This window comes from Microbacterium sp. MRS-1, assembly GCF_000585455.1.
Lineage (GTDB): Bacteria > Actinomycetota > Actinomycetes > Actinomycetales > Microbacteriaceae > Microbacterium > Microbacterium laevaniformans.
On sequence record NZ_JAUF01000016.1, the window covers coordinates 1 to 14364 of the forward strand.

General features: G+C 69.1%; 16 protein-coding genes and 3 tRNA genes. 13 read left to right on the forward strand and 6 right to left on the reverse strand.

The features are described 5' to 3' along the window. Positions 1-533: IS5 family transposase (locus AS96_RS04110; RefSeq protein WP_155947518.1), on the forward strand; the 533-nt coding region annotated here is incomplete at its 5' end. 60 nt (positions 534-593) lie between these two features. Here the strand turns inward: AS96_RS04110 and AS96_RS04115 are convergent. The 5 genes from AS96_RS04115 to AS96_RS04135 all read right to left on the reverse strand — a co-directional run bounded on the left by AS96_RS04115 (position 594) and on the right by AS96_RS04135 (position 2726). After that, entirely contained in the window at positions 594-1208 is a 615-nt protein-coding gene (locus tag AS96_RS04115; protein WP_036285967.1) for a type IV toxin-antitoxin system AbiEi family antitoxin domain-containing protein, read from the reverse strand. 50 nt (positions 1209-1258) lie between these two features. Next, positions 1259-1786, reverse strand: a complete 528-nt coding sequence (locus AS96_RS04120) for a hypothetical protein (RefSeq protein WP_197017258.1) — start codon at positions 1784-1786, stop codon at positions 1259-1261. 612 nt (positions 1787-2398) lie between these two features. Then, positions 2399-2471 (reverse strand) — tRNA-Phe (locus AS96_RS04125). Between the two features lie 81 nt (positions 2472-2552). Next, a tRNA-Asp gene (locus AS96_RS04130) sits at positions 2553-2626 on the reverse strand. Positions 2627-2653: 27 nt separating this feature from the next. Next, a tRNA-Glu gene (locus AS96_RS04135) sits at positions 2654-2726 on the reverse strand. 271 nt (positions 2727-2997) lie between these two features. Between AS96_RS04135 and AS96_RS04140 the strand changes: the two genes are divergently transcribed. Continuing rightward, entirely contained in the window at positions 2998-4401 is a 1404-nt protein-coding gene (locus AS96_RS04140; protein ID WP_036285972.1) for a peptidoglycan DD-metalloendopeptidase family protein, read from the forward strand. A gap of 64 nt (positions 4402-4465) precedes the next feature. Here AS96_RS04140 and AS96_RS04145 read toward each other — a convergent pair whose 3' ends face one another. After that, positions 4466-4999, reverse strand: a complete 534-nt coding sequence (locus AS96_RS04145) for an inorganic diphosphatase (protein ID WP_036285974.1) — start codon at positions 4997-4999, stop codon at positions 4466-4468. Between the two features lie 71 nt (positions 5000-5070). On the opposite strand from AS96_RS04145, the gene tilS reads away from it, so the two are divergent. The 11 genes from tilS to AS96_RS04200 all read left to right on the forward strand — a co-directional run bounded on the left by tilS (position 5071) and on the right by AS96_RS04200 (position 14362). After that, a complete protein-coding gene (gene tilS, locus AS96_RS04150) occupies positions 5071-6072 on the forward strand; it encodes a tRNA lysidine(34) synthetase TilS (protein WP_036285976.1) in 1002 nt (333 codons plus the stop codon). A 114-nt stretch (positions 6073-6186) separates the two neighbouring features. Further along, positions 6187-6468 carry a type VII secretion target gene (locus tag AS96_RS04155; RefSeq protein WP_036285978.1) on the forward strand — a complete coding sequence of 94 codons (282 nt, stop codon included), beginning with the start codon at positions 6187-6189 and terminating at the stop codon, positions 6466-6468. Continuing rightward, the gene (locus AS96_RS04160; protein ID WP_231477097.1) at positions 6465-8270 is read left to right on the forward strand and encodes an alpha/beta hydrolase; all 1806 of its coding nucleotides are present in this window, start codon (positions 6465-6467) and stop codon (positions 8268-8270) included. Before AS96_RS04155 ends, AS96_RS04160 begins: the two co-directional genes overlap by 4 nt. Then, the gene (locus AS96_RS04165) at positions 8267-8764 is read left to right on the forward strand and encodes a hypothetical protein (RefSeq protein ID WP_036285980.1); all 498 of its coding nucleotides are present in this window, start codon (positions 8267-8269) and stop codon (positions 8762-8764) included. The genes AS96_RS04160 and AS96_RS04165 overlap by 4 nt, the downstream gene beginning before the upstream one ends. Before the next feature lie 38 nt (positions 8765-8802). Next, complete coding sequence (gene hpt / locus AS96_RS04170) at positions 8803-9354, forward strand: hypoxanthine phosphoribosyltransferase (protein WP_036285982.1); 552 nt, start codon at positions 8803-8805, stop codon at positions 9352-9354. Positions 9355-9479: 125 nt separating this feature from the next. Continuing rightward, a complete protein-coding gene (ftsH, locus tag AS96_RS04175) occupies positions 9480-11489 on the forward strand; it encodes an ATP-dependent zinc metalloprotease FtsH (RefSeq protein ID WP_036285984.1) in 2010 nt (669 codons plus the stop codon). A gap of 9 nt (positions 11490-11498) precedes the next feature. Continuing rightward, positions 11499-12089 carry a GTP cyclohydrolase I gene (folE, locus tag AS96_RS04180; RefSeq protein WP_036285986.1) on the forward strand — a complete coding sequence of 197 codons (591 nt, stop codon included), beginning with the start codon at positions 11499-11501 and terminating at the stop codon, positions 12087-12089. Continuing rightward, a complete protein-coding gene (gene folP / locus AS96_RS04185) occupies positions 12086-12910 on the forward strand; it encodes a dihydropteroate synthase (RefSeq protein WP_036285988.1) in 825 nt (274 codons plus the stop codon). Before folE ends, folP begins: the two co-directional genes overlap by 4 nt. Continuing rightward, positions 12907-13281 (forward strand): dihydroneopterin aldolase, encoded by a 375-nt coding sequence (folB, locus tag AS96_RS04190; protein WP_036285990.1) that lies wholly within the window; start codon positions 12907-12909, stop codon positions 13279-13281. Before folP ends, folB begins: the two co-directional genes overlap by 4 nt. Continuing rightward, on the forward strand, positions 13278-13871 hold the full coding sequence (gene folK / locus AS96_RS04195) for a 2-amino-4-hydroxy-6-hydroxymethyldihydropteridine diphosphokinase (protein ID WP_036285992.1): 594 nt from the start codon (positions 13278-13280) through the stop codon (positions 13869-13871). The genes folB and folK overlap by 4 nt, the downstream gene beginning before the upstream one ends. Then, positions 13868-14362: a DUF3180 domain-containing protein gene (locus tag AS96_RS04200; protein WP_036285994.1), complete on the forward strand. Its 495-nt coding sequence runs from the start codon at positions 13868-13870 to the stop codon at positions 14360-14362. Before folK ends, AS96_RS04200 begins: the two co-directional genes overlap by 4 nt. Positions 14363-14364: the final 2 nt, after the last annotated feature.

Here is a 14364-nt window from a genome sequence, read left to right on the forward strand (position 1 = left end):
ACAAGAATCCGTGGTTCGAGCCGCCTGATCACGGGATCGGACGCTCCCGTGGCGGGCTGACGACGAAGCTGCACCTGGTCTGCGACGGGCGCGGCAGACCGCTGGGCATGATGATCACCGGCGGGAATGTCAACGACACGACGATGATGACCGCGGTGCTCGAGGACATCCGCGTCCCCCGCACCGGGAAAGGCCGCCCGAGGACCCGTCCGGACCGGGTGCTCGCCGACAAGGGCTACCCCTCTAAGGCGAACCGGGCCTGGCTGCGAACGAGAGGAATCGCGGCGACGATCCCGGAGCGCGACGACCAGATCGCGCACCGTCGCAAGAAGCCGGGCCGGCCGATCGACTTCGGCGACCAGCAGCAGGAACGCTACAAGGGTCGCAACGTCGTGGAGCGCTGCTTCAACAAGCTCAAGCAGTGGCGCGGCATCGCGATGCGCTCGGACAAGACCGCCCGCAACTACCGTGCCGCGATCTGCCTCGCCGCCACCCTGATCTGGATCAAGACCGACTTGATCAACACGGCCTAGGCGGGACTCCACTTACGTCGTCGCGGTTCGAGTGAACCCGCCTGGCCTCCGAAGCGCGGCCTAGCTTGGCACCGCTTCACTGAGTCCATCCATGAGCGCGGCCCCCGACGGCTCTCGGTATCGGCGGGCAAGCGGTTCGAGCATCTCCTTCAGGCGATTCGGACGCAGCAGAATCCCTCGTTGAATCGCCTGCGCGACGGCATCGGACACGAGTGATAGGTATTCCCGCGATTCGATGAGGTCCGCGATCGTCCGCTCGACGCTCATGGACGGCATACCGTCGACGAACACGATGTCTTCGGCTGCCAGTGATCGGACACGGATTCGAACCCCGTCGATCCTCGTGGTCCGTCGAGTGGCGGCGACGAACTCGGATGCTCCAGGGAGCCAGTCCCCGATCTCGTGCAGCGCCGCTGCCGACTTTCCCGATGCGATCACGGATGCCGTGCCGCCGAGAGCGAGCCAGTGGATCCTGATGGTGTCGACCTCAAGCATGCCCGTCGGTGCTCCGGCCATCCGGTAGACGCCTTGCGCGACACGCTCGAGGGCACCAGAGGCCGCGAGATTCGAGAGGGTCTTGCGAGAGACCCCGACTTCGGCCGCCTGCGCTGTCGTGACCATCCCCCAGCGCTCAGCGGCGATCGCGCCGAGCTTTGCAATGGTCGAACTGGCCATACGGCATTTGTACCCTGAATCGAGGACAAAAGCTGTACTGGATGCGAAGACTATGAGAAACTCGGGCGCTCGGCGAGAACAGCGGGGAGTGACGTCGTGTTCTCGACCCATTCGCCCGCCGTAGGCGAGATCCATTGCGCGAGGTCGAGGGCGAGTCCCAAATCGCGTCGGAGATCACGCTGATGGATGGGCTCATGATGGGCGGCGCGGTTCCTGACGAAGTTGAGCTGCTGCATCCGGAACGCGACGTCGCGTTGCCTGGTGCGGAGGTCGGGATGTCCGTGAGCGAACGCGGCGTGCGTCGAAGGCACCCAAAGCGAGGTCAGATAGCGCGATTCGACCAGGTACCGCCAGAACCCCAGCGAAAGCTCGGCGATGACGCGCCCATGAACTTCCGGCCGGCGTCCCCGGTGGGTCGCTCGATCTCGGGCATGCTGAATGTCCTTGCGTCCTTGCTGATCGACCGGCACGACATCAAGCCAAGACGGGTGGCCGTGCTTGCGGGTCGCCCAGCTGCGCAACTGCGTGTCGAGGGCGTTACGGGCGATCACTTCGACCATCGAGGTGAGCTCCATCACGCTCGCAGCTGCGCGCATGTTCCACTCGTAGAGAGCGAAGGCGGCTGCGGTGCCGCCATCTGTTGCTCGGGAGTACGAGCCCAGCCGCTCGGCAGTCACAAGCGGGAGGAGCGATTCATAGTCCTCAGCGCTCAGGGCGGCTCGTTCGGTTGACATTCAGGATCCTGATCGTATGCTTGTACACGAAGACCCCGGAACGATCACTGGCTCAGCCACATCGCCGGGGTTTCGTCTTGCCAGTACCCGAGTAGGCTCCCGACCCTGCGGGCGCTTCGCGTGACGACGTCATCGGGAGCCTACTCGGGTACTGGGGCGATCTCGTCCGCCGCGCGGGGCATCTTCGCAGCTCGAGGCAGATTGGAAGGTGCCGATGTTGTCGTGTTCGCCGCGTCGAAAGGCGCCGTAACCGGCACAAAACCGGCACAACGTCTCCGAAGAGCCCGTTTCGTCTCTCTCCGCTCGTTCAACGACCGGAGAGAGGAGGCGCGTTTCGTCTTGCTCCGTTCCTCCCGCGACGGGAGGCGAAAACCGCCCTTGAACAGGGCAAAGCAAAACCCCCGCCATGTAGAAGCTAGGCGAGGGTTTCTGGGACCGTTGTAACGACGGTCCGTGTGGCTCCGACGGGCGTCGATCCCGTGACCTCACGATTTTCAGTCGTGCGCTCTACCAACTGAGCTACAGAGCCGCGCGGCATCCGCTTGAAGAATCTGCCGCGTCCTACACGAAGGGCCCTCGATCTCGAAAGAAAAGGGCCCGTCGCTCGGAGCGACCCTGACGGGACTTGAACCCGCGACCTCCGCCGTGACAGGGCGGCACGCTAACCAACTGCGCTACAGGGCCATACGTATTCAGTTGTGTGTCGGAGAGTGACCCCAACGGGATTCGAACCCGTGCTACCGCCGTGAAAGGGCGGCGTCCTAGGCCGCTAAACGATGGGGCCGAGCGAACCCGGAGGCTCATTCTTACCGACGCTCAAGCATAAGAGATCATCCAGCAAATCGGAAATCGAGGGCGTGGGATGCCGTGCCGCGCGCTCTCCGCGGGGGAGGATGGCCGCGGGTGCGGCGCGTGCGAGCCTCCGAATGACCCCGGTCTCCCAGCGGTTTCATCACGAGAAACCCCTGGGCGAATGTGACGAATGTTGTTAGTGTGACGTGTGTTGCCATCGCGGGATGGCGGGGGTCGACGCGCGTGAAAGACGGAGGTTCGAGGTGAAGACCGACAAGTCCGCTTCGACGGAAGACTGCGGCTGCGCGCCGACCGCCACAGAAATGGCGGGCCTGCGCGGCCCGATGAGCCGGCGCTCCGCCCTCGGCCTCGCGGGCCTCGGCGTCCTCAGCCTCGGTGCCGTCAGTGCCTTCGGACTGCGGTTCAGCCCCTCCGCGTTCGCGGCCGACTACCCCTCGTGGGACGACGTGCAGAACGCCAAGAACAACGAAGCCGCCAAGGCCGCCGAAGTCACCCGCATCCAGGGTCTGATCGCCGCGCTCCAGGCCGACGTCGAGGCGAAGCAGGCCGAAGCGCAGCGGCTCGCGAGCGAGTACCTCGCCGCTCAGGAAGCGTTCGAGCAGGCCGCCGACGAGGCAACCGCGCTGCAGAGTCAAGCCGATGCGGAGTCCGCCCGCGCGACCGAGACGGCCAAGAAGCTCGGACGCCTCGCCGCCCAGCAGTACCGCGCCGGCGGCGGCGATCCGTCGATGGAGCTCTTCTTCTCCGGCTCCGCGGCCAGCGCCGACGACCTGCTCGCCAAGCTCGGCACGATGGACCGCCTCGTCGCGGCCAACCGCGGCGTCTACGCCGACGCGGTCAGCGCTCGCAACAATGCGCAGAGCCTCAGCGACAAGGCCAGGGTCGCCCGCGACGAGCGCGACCGCCTCCAGCAGGAGGCGCAGCAGAAGATGCAGGCCGCGCAGGATGCCGCGACCGCCGCCCAGGCCGCGCTCGCCGAGCAGGACAAGAACCTCGGCACCCTCCAGGCCCAGCTCGCGGCCCTCCAGGACCAGACCGCGAAGACGGTCGCCGACTACCAGGCCGGCGTCGAAGCCGCCCGCAAGGCCGAGGAGGCGCGCCAGGCCGCCCTCGCCGAAGAACGCCGCAAGCAGGCCGAAGCCGAAGCGGCCGCCAACGCCGGGAACGGCGGCGGAGGAGGCGGTGGTGGTGGCGGAGGCGGCGGCGGTGGCGGCGGTTCCGCCGGCACGGATGGGTGGGTGCGCCCGGCATCCGGCTACATCAGCTCGTGGTTCGGCAACCGCGGCACCATCTGCGGCCCCGGAGGCTGCGTCACCGGGCACCGCGGCATCGATTTCGCCACCGCCTGCTGGTCGCCGATCTACGCCGCCGCGTCGGGCCGGGTCGTCTACGCCGGCTGGGGCGACGGCTGGGGCAACTACGTCAAGGTCGACCACGGCGGCGGCGTCATCACCGGCTACGCCCACATCGTCGACGGCGGCTACAACGTCAGCTACGGCCAGTGGGTCAACGCGGGCGACGTCATCGCGTACGTCGGCAACACCGGGGTCTCGACCGGCTGCCACCTGCACTTCGAGGTCTACTGGCAGGGCGTGCGCATCGACCCGGCACCCGTGCTCTACGATCACGGCATCAACGTCTACTGATGCCTGCCGCAATGCGAAGAGCGGATGCCGACCGGCATCCGCTCTTCGCGTGTGAGACCAGGTCTCAGATGGTCTTGGGGGCGTGGCCCTCACCCTGGGTGGCGGTCTGCGCACCCTCGTCCTGGAAGCGCTGGAACGCCTCGGCGACCAGGCGCTCGGCCTCTTCGGCGCCGGCCCACTGGTCGACCTTGACCCACTTGCCGGGCTCGAGGTCCTTGTAGTGCTCGAAGAAGTGGCCGATCTCGCCCTTGGTCCACTCGTCGAGGTCGTCGACGTCCTGGATGTGCGCCCAGCGCGGGTCCTTCGCGAGCACCGCCACGACCTTGTCGTCGCCGCCGGCCTCGTCGAGCATCTTCAGCACGGCGACCGGGCGCACCTTGGCCATGACACCCGGGTACAGGTCGCGGTCGAGCAGCAGCAGCACGTCGAGCGGGTCGCCGTCCTCGCCCAGGGTGTCCTCGAAGAAGCCGTAGTTCGCGGGGTAGCCCATCGGCGTGAACAGCACGCGGTCCAGGAACACGCGGCCGGTGCCGTGGTCGACCTCGTACTTCACGCGGCTGCCGCGCGGAATCTCGATGACGGCGTCGTATGCGCCCATGCTGGTTCTCCTTCGGAGGGGTCTGGTGGATGCCGGCATCCAGCCTAGTCGGCAGGCTCGCAGTCGCTAGCGTGGATGCCGTGGACCACCGCCCCAGCCTCGACCCCGCCGTCGCCGAGATCCGTCGGGCGGTGCGCGCCGTCCTCGCGACGGTCTCCGGTCCCGTGCTGGTGGGGCTGTCCGGCGGCGCCGACTCGCTCGCGCTCGCCGACGCGGTCGCGTTCGAGGCGCCGAAAGCCGGGGTCACGGCATCCGCGGCGATCATCGACCACGGTCTGCAGGCGGGATCCGACCGCGTCGCCGCCCGCGCGGCCGCCGTCGCGGAGGAGCGGGGCCTGCCCGCCCGCGTCATCCGCGTCGAGGTCGGTGCGGAGGGTGGGCCCGAGGCCGCCGCCCGCGATGCCCGCCGCGCCGCCCTGCTCGCCGCCGCGAAGGATGCCGGGGCCGAAGCGATCCTGCTCGCCCACACCCTCGACGACCAGGCCGAGACCGTGCTTGTGGGTCTCGCTCGCGGATCCGGGGCCGCGAGCCTCGGGGGCATGTCGCCCGACCGGGTCGAAGACGGCATCCGCATCCTGCGTCCCCTGCTCGACGTGCGCCGTGCAACCACCCGCGCCGCTTGCACCGCGGCGGGCCTGCCGCCGTGGGAGGACCCGCACAATCTCGACCGCCGGTTCCTGCGTGTTCGCGTGCGCCAAGACGTCATGCCCGTGCTCGAAGCCGAGCTCGGCCCCGGCGTCGCCGAGGCGCTCGCCCGCACGAGCGATCAGCTGCGTGAGGATGCCGCCGCCTTCGCCGAGATGATCGACGAGACGATCGAAGACATCGTCGAGCACGCCGAAGCCGGCATCGCGGTGTCGGTGCCCGCGCTCGCCGCCAACCCGCCCGCGCTGCGTCACCGCATCATCCGCCACGTCGTCGCGAGCGAGTTCGGCGTGAGCCTCACCCGCACCCAGACCCTTGAGGTCGCCCGGCTCGTCACCGACTGGCGTGGCCAGGGCCCGATCGACCTCCCCGGATGCCGCGCCCACCGCCGCGGGGCGCGGGTGACCTTCACAGCGCTATCCGCGTGAACCCCGCCGGGGCATACACGCACGCGTGTCGGGCTGAAGGCCACGAGGGCAGTTCTCCCCATCGCCGCGTGGACGCGGATCGCACAAGATGGATACGAAAGAGCGGAGACGACGGTGAGCGATCTGAGGGTCGACGAAGAACACCTGCGTGCCGCTGTGACACAACTGAACTCGGCCAGCACTCCCGTGGCGAGCGCGTGCGACGCCACCGATGCGTGCGGCTCGACAACGGTCGAAGCGGCGCTCGGTGAGGTCGAGACGATCGTGAGGGGCGCGCTGGCCGCACTCGTCGACGTGGCGACGCGGGCTTCGGCTGACGTGTCGACTGCCGCTCAGGTCTTCGACGATGCGGATACCTCACTCGCGCAGGGCAGATCAGGCGGAGGGGTGCGATGAGCCTGCCCATGATCGACGGCGACCCGGCCCAGGGCGATCCCGACGGCATCCGTGGCCTCGCGCAGATCTTCACACACCGTTCCTCCGACCTCACCGAGCGTTCGTCGCACACCTCGTCGGCTTCCGCCGAGCTCGGCTCCACCAAGTCCGAGACCACGGGCGCACTCGTCGCGCGCACGTCGCTGCTCACGCAACGCTTCAGCGAGGCGTCGACCGCCAGCCTCGACGCGGCACGCATCCTCAACGACTACGCATCCAGCCTCGACGGCTTGAAGGCGCTCGCCGCGCGTCGGTTGCAGACGGCATCCGACTTGTATGACCGGTTGCAGCGGCGACGCCACGAAGCGATGAACCAAGCCTCGGAGGCTGTCGTGGGATGGGCGATCCCGTGGGACCAGGTCATCTCGTCGAGCATCTACCTCTCAGATCGTGGCTACCTGACCCGCTGGCAGAGCGCCATCGACGATTACCGGAGCGCGGCTCGTCAGTACAACGGGCTGCACGCCGACCGGAAATCGCTGGACGACAGCACCGCGCGCAGCCTCCGGGGCATCTCCTTGGTGGCAGCCGTCGGGCGCGGCGGCGCGGTGTCGGCGGGGGGGCCTGGCGGCGGCGACGTCGGTATGGGCGGGCGACCTGAGTGCGCTCACCGCGGCATCCATCGCGAGCCTCGGCGATCCGAAGACGATCCGCGAGGTCTGGAACGCGCTGAGGCCCGCGCAGCGGGAGAAGCTGACGTCTGCCGACCCGCTGGTGATCGGAAACCTCGACGGCATCCCGCTGCGCGACCGTGTCACGGCAAATCGGATCAGTATCCAGAACGAGATCGCGCGTCGTCGATCCGAGGTCGACGATCTGCAGAAGCAGATCGACGAGCTGTCGGCGCACCCCACTCGCGGATCCAGTGCGCTGATCTCGGTGCTGCGTGCGAGGATCGCGGAGCACGAGACCTACGTCTCCTCATACCAGGACCTGCTCGAGAAGAAGTGGCCATCGGGTCGTACTACGGGCCGATCGATCCGCAGACCGGTGACATCCCGGCCTGGGTGAAGCACACCGCCGTATCGGTGCCGGGCACCGGAGCCAACATGGCGGACTTCTCTGAAAGTCGCGCGCAGGACCTCTACTTGGCGTCCGGCTACGACTCGGCGGTGTTCCAGTGGGCGGGCGGCGCGTTCCCGCAGACGATTCCCGAAGCGACGCAGGCGTCGTACTCCGAGAAGCTCGCGCCTCGCCTCGCGTCGTTCGTCGACTCCGTGAACGTGCCCTCCGGTGCGACGATGACGGTGCTCGGGCATAGCTACGGAGGGGCGACCGTCGGCCTCGCCGAGAAGGCGGGCATGCACGCCGACCGCATCCTCTACGTCTCCGCCGCGGGGATGGGGCGCGGGGTCGCCGGCGTCGAGGACTTTCCGAACACGGCCCACGTGCCGCACTACTCGATGATGGCTCGACACGATGCCGTCGTCGGCCTGATCCAGGGCAACAACGGCGATTGGAATGCCATCCACGGCCAGTCGCCGCTGAACGCGCCCTCCGTGACGCGGCTGGAGACGGGGTTCGTGGATGCGAGCGATCACGGCAAAGGCGACATGGAGAGTACGGGCGTGATCGACAGTCACAGCAAGGTCTTCACCCGCGGTTCGACGTCATTCGACAACATGGTGGCCGTGATCACGGGGTCCCAAGCCGAGCTCTTCGCCCCCGACGACCTCGTCAACACCTACAGTGGGGCGGGCCCGGTGTTCATCGATGGAGTCGATAGCCCGGACTACAGCCCGCACTATATCGAGGTCAAATGAACAGGCGCCGTCTCCTCGTCCTGGCCGCGGTCGTCGCGGCATCCATCTCCTTGGGAGGTTGCATGTCCCCCCCGCAGCACAGCCGACTCGACGACTACCGTGCTCAGGCGGAGAAGCTCAGTGACGAGCTGATCGCCACCATCCCTGCGACCCTCGCCGGCACGACGGGCGCGTTGAATTCCCGCATGACGCTCGGCGCCGACATCTCGTCGCATGAGGACGCGGACGCGCCGGCGTGGTGGAACGTCGACCGCTCGGTCACCCCCGCTCCCGTCGCGAACGCGGCGAAGGATGTGGCGGCGGCCATGGCCGCCCACCTCACCGCCGGAGGCTGGTCGGAGAAGAACGTCCGCGCCGACGGCGAGCGAACGATCGACGGCTACCGCAAGGACGGGTGGTATGTGGAGATCGCGTGGTATTCCACGGCTCCCGGCAAGGCCGAAGCCCTCGATCTCGCCATCGTGAGTCCCCAAACCGTCCGCGGCGATCACTAGCGTCCAACCGGTGAGCGACGCGTGCCTAAAATCGAGGAATGCGCGCAGCCGACATCGCTGACCAGCTGTCCACCGTCCTCGTCACCGAGGAGCAGATCCACGACAAGCTCGGTGAGCTCGCCGCGCGCGTCGAGGCCGACTACGCCGGCAAGGATCTGCTGCTGATCGGCGTGCTGAAGGGCGCCGTCATGGTGATGGCCGACTTCTCGCGGAAGCTTCGCCGCGACGTCGTCATCGACTGGATGGCCGTGTCGTCCTACGGCGCCGGCACGAAGTCCAGCGGTGTCGTGCAGATCCGCAAGGACCTCGACACCGACCTCACCGGCAAGCACGTGCTGATCGTCGAGGACATCATCGACTCGGGCCTGACCCTCAGCTGGCTGCTGGAGAACTTCGCGTCGCGCGGCGCCGCCTCGATCGAGATCCTCGCGCTGCTGCGCAAGCCCGAGGCGGCCAAGGTCGAGATCGACTGCCGCTACGTCGGCTTCGACATCCCCACCGACTTCGTCGTCGGCTACGGCCTCGACTACGACGAGCGCTTCCGCAACCTCCGCGACGTCGCGGTGCTCGCGCCGCACGTCTACAGCTGAACGCAGCGCAGGGCGTTCGACTCGCTGCGCTCGCTCAACGACCGGGGGGTGCGCGGCCGCTCCCGGTTCGCCTGTGGCGAATGCACAGACGCCCCATAGTTGCCGCGCGGTAGCCTGAGCGGATCATGGACTTCAAGAAGCTCAGCCGCAACCCGTTCGTCTACGTGTTGCTCATCGGCGCCCTGTTGCTGATCGGCATGTCGCTGATCTCGACGCTCACGGGCGCGAAGCAGATCACGACGCAGGAGGGTCTGACGCTCCTGAAGGGCGGCACCGTCACCCAGGTGACCAACACCGACGGCGACCAGCGCGTCGACATGACCCTGTCCGCGCCGTTCCAGGGCGCCACACAGGTGCAGTTCTACTACGTCGGCGCGCGCGCCAACGAGGTCGTCTCGGCCGTGGATGCCGCGACCCCGAAGGACGGCTACAACGACGTCGTCCCGCGCACCACCTTCTTCGAGAGCCTGCTGTCGCTGCTCATCCCCATCCTGTTGCTGGGTCTGCTCTTCTGGTTCTTCTTCTCCGCGGCCCAGGGCGGCAACAGCAAGGTCATGCAGTTCGGCAAGTCGCGCGCGAAACTCGTGACGAAGGAGACCCCGACGGTCACCTTCGCCGATGTCGCCGGTGCCGACGAGGCCATCGAGGAGATGCAGGAGATCAAGGACTTCCTGAAGGACCCGGCGAAGTTCCAGGCCGTCGGCGCCCGCATCCCGAAGGGCGTGCTGCTGTACGGCCCTCCCGGAACCGGTAAGACCCTGCTCGCGCGCGCCGTCGCCGGCGAGGCCGGCGTGCCGTTCTACTCCATCTCCGGCTCCGACTTCGTCGAGATGTTCGTGGGCGTCGGCGCGAGCCGCGTGCGCGACCTGTTCAACCAGGCCAAGGAGAACGCCCCGGCGATCATCTTCATCGACGAGATCGACGCCGTCGGCCGCCACCGCGGTGCCGGCATGGGCGGCGGTCACGACGAGCGCGAGCAGACGCTCAACCAGATGCTCGTCGAGATGGACGGCTTCGACCCGAAGGCCTCGGTGCTGGTCATCGCCGCCACGAACCGTCCCGACATCCTCGACCCGGCGCTGCTGCGCCCGGGCCGCTTCGACCGTCAGATCGGCGTGGATGCCCCCGACCTCAAGGGCCGCCAGCGCATCCTCGAGGTGCACGGCCGCGGCAAGCCGCTCTCGCCCTCGGTCGACCTCGCCGTCATCGCGCGCAAGACGCCCGGCTTCACCGGTGCCGACCTCGCGAACGTGCTGAACGAGGCCGCGCTGCTCACGGCGCGCTCCAACGCGCAGCTCATCGACATGCGCGCACTCGACGAGGCCATCGACCGCGTCATCGCCGGTCCGCAGCGTCGCACGCGCATCATGAAGGACAAGGAGAAGCTCATCACCGCGTACCACGAGGGTGGTCACGCCCTCGCGGCGGCGGCGATGAACAACACCGACCCGGTCACGAAGGTCACCATCCTCCCGCGCGGCAAGGCCCTCGGTTACACGATGGTGCTGCCGCTGGAGGACAAGTACTCGGTCACCCGCAACGAGCTGCAGGACCAGCTCACCTACGCCATGGGCGGCCGTGTCGCGGAGGAGATCGTCTTCCACGACCCGACCACCGGTGCGAGCAACGACATCGAGAAGGCCACCGGCATCGCCCGCAAGATGGTCACCGAGTACGGCATGACCACCGATGTCGGACCCGTCAAGCTCGGCTCGTCGTCCGGCGAGGTCTTCATGGGCCGCGACATGGGTCACGGCCGCGACTTCTCCGAGCGCGTCGCCGAGCGCGTCGACAAGCAGGTGCGCGATCTCATCGAGCAGGCCCACAACGAGGCCTACGAGGTGATCAACGCCAACCGCGACATCCTCGACAAGCTCGCCCTCGCCCTCCTGGAGAAGGAGACGCTCGACCACCTCGAGCTCGCCGAGATCTTCCGCGACGTCAAGAAGCTCCCGCCGCGCCCGCAGTGGCTCTCCAGCGACGACCGCCCCGTCTCGATGCTGCCGCCGGTGGACGTGCCCCGTCGTCAGGACGAGGCCGGGCTGGCCGCGGCATCCGTCGCGGAGGAGCAGCCCGCGGCGCAGACCGCGGCGCAGCGACGTCCGAGCGGGCAGGCGCGCCCCGCCACCGCCTAGGCTCGTGACGTGGCCGTCGATCGAGACCGCGTCGCCGCCGCCGTGCGCGACATCCTCGTCGCGATCGGGGAGGACCCCGATCGCCCGGGGCTGAAGGCGACCCCGCAGCGGGTCGCCGACGCCTACGCCGAGTTCTTCTCGGGCGTGGGTCAGGATGCCGCCGAGCCGCTGGCCCACACCATCAGCGTCTCGCGCGGGCCGGCGCCCGACACGCTGCCCTCCGGTGCGGTGCTGCTGCGCGACATCCGCTTCCGCTCCGTCTGCGAGCATCACCTGCTGCCCTTCGCGGGGCGTGCGCACATCGCGTACCTGCCGGGCGAGCAGGTGGTGGGCCTCGGTGCGCTCCCCAAGGTCGTCGACGTGCTCGCGGCCCGCCCGCAGGTGCAGGAACGGCTGGGAGAGCAGATCGCCGACACCATCGCCGCGGCCCTCGATGCGCGCGGCGTGCTCGTCGTGCTCGCCGCGCGCCACGAGTGCGTCACGATGCGCGGAGGACGCCAGCCGGATGCCGCGACCGTCACCATCGCCGCGCGTGGCGAGCTGGCCGAGCCGTCTGCACGCGCCGAGATCATGATGCTCGTGACGGGGACGCCCGCATGACCGCGATCATGGGCATCGTCAACGTCACGCCCGACTCGTTCAGCGACGGCGGGCGCTTCCTCGCGGCCGACGCCGCAATCGCACACGGCGTGGCGCTGCGCATCGACGGCGCCCACATCCTCGACGTCGGCGGAGAGTCGACGCGGCCGGGCGCCGAGCGGGTGGCCCCGGCCGAGGAGCAGGCGCGCGTGCTGCCCGTGGTGGCGGCGCTCGCGGCGGAGGGCGCCCTCGTCAGCATCGACACGATGAACGCGAGCACCGCGCAGGCGGCGATCGATGCCGGCGCGCGCATCGTCAACGACGTCTCGGGCGGGCTGGCAGATGCCGACATGCTCGGGGTGGTCGCGGCATCCGACGTCGACGTCGTCCTGCAGCACTGGCGCGGCCACTCCGCCGACATGTACGCCCATGCGGCCTACGCCGACCTCGCCCGTGACCTCGTCGCCGAGCTCGAGGGACGCCTCGCCGCGGCTGTCGCGGCGGGGATCTCGCCCGAGCGGGTCATCCTCGATCCGGGAATCGGCTTCGGCAAGCGCGGCCCGCAGAACTGGGAGGCGCTGCGCGCCCTCGAGCGCATCGTCGCGATCGGGCCGCGGGTGCTCGTCGGCACCAGCCGCAAGCGCTTCCTCGCGGAGGCGCTCGCGCCTGCCGACGGCGCGGAGGTCTCGACCCGGCGACGCGACCTCGCGACCGCCGTCACGAGCGTGCTCGCGACGCAGGCCGGAGCGTGGGCCGTGCGCGTGCACGACGCCGCAGCCACCCGCGACGCGCTCGCGGTGTGGGCGCGGTGGAGCGGTGAGAACGACGGAGGAGGCGCATGAGCGACCGGATCACCCTCACCGGCATCCGGGCCACCGGCTACCACGGGGTCTATGAGCACGAGCGTCGCGAGGGCCAGGTCTTCATCGCTGACGTCGTGCTGGAGCTCTCGCTCGCCGACGCCGCCCGCAGCGACGACGTGGCCGACACCGTGCACTACGGCGAGTTCGCCGACCAGGTCGCCGCGGTGCTCTCCGGAGACCCGGCCGACCTCCTCGAGACCGTCGCGCAGCGCATCGCCGATCGGGCCCTCGCGTACGCCCGGGTGGATGCCGTCGAGGTCACGATCCACAAACCGCAGGCGCCCATCGCGGTTCCGTTCGACGACGTGAGCGTGACGATCCGTCGCGCCCGTGAAGGAGTGCCCGCATGAACCGCCGCCTCGCGCAGGGCTTCTCCGACGACATGCCTGCCCCGAGCTCCGCCGAGACGGTCGCGGTGATCGCGATCGGCGCCAACCTGGGCGACCGGCAGGCCACCATGACGGCGGCCCTCGAAGAGCTCGCGCGTCTGCCGCTGACGACGCGTGTCGTCGCCTCGGCGCCCATCGAGACGGTGGCGCTGACGCTGGACGGTCCCGATGAAGAGGCCCCCGCCTACCTCAACGCCGTCGCGCTCGTGACGACCCGCCTCGCCCCCTCCGTGCTGCTCGGGTACCTCCACGCGATCGAAGAGGCGCACGGGCGCCCGCCACGCCGCGTCGACGACCTCCGCTGGCAGAGCCGCACCCTCGATCTCGACCTTATCGCCTACGGCGACGTGCGCTCCGCCGACCCGACGCTCACCCTCCCGCACCCGCGCGCGGGGGAGCGGACCTTCGTGCTCGAGCCGTGGCTGCAGGTCGACCCCGAGGCCGTGCTGCCCGGCGTCGGGCGCGTGCGCGATCTGCTCGCAGCGCTGCGGGAGGCCGAAGCGGGGGCGGGCGCGGATGCCGAGCCGGCGCCGGAGGGGGGCGCGGCGTGAAGCGCACCAAAGCGGGCACGATCGTCGTCGCCATCGCGATCGGCGTGTTCCTCGGGTTCGCCGTCGACCAGGTGCTGACGGCGACAGGACGCCCCACCTTCACGCCGTCGTTCCTGTTGCCGATCCTGCTCGTGCTGCTCGGCATCGCCCTCGTGCTGTTCGCGTTGCCGATCCGGCGAGCGACCGCCGGCGCGCAGGCCGCCCCGGTCGATCCCTTCCGCGCCGTCCGCATCGCGATGCTGGCGAAGGCGTCGACGCTCGTCGGTGCCGGTGTCGCTGGTGTCGCGGCGGGACTTCTGGCCTTCCTGCTCACCCGACCCGTCGCGCCCTCGTTAGGCTCGACAGGACCGGTGATCGCCGCGATCGTCGGCGGCCTCGTGCTGGTCGCGGCGGGACTCGTCGCCGAGCACCTCTGCACCATCCGGAAGGACGACGATGACGAACACCCCGGACCTCCCGAACCCGGACTCGGACTCTCCCACCACGACTGACG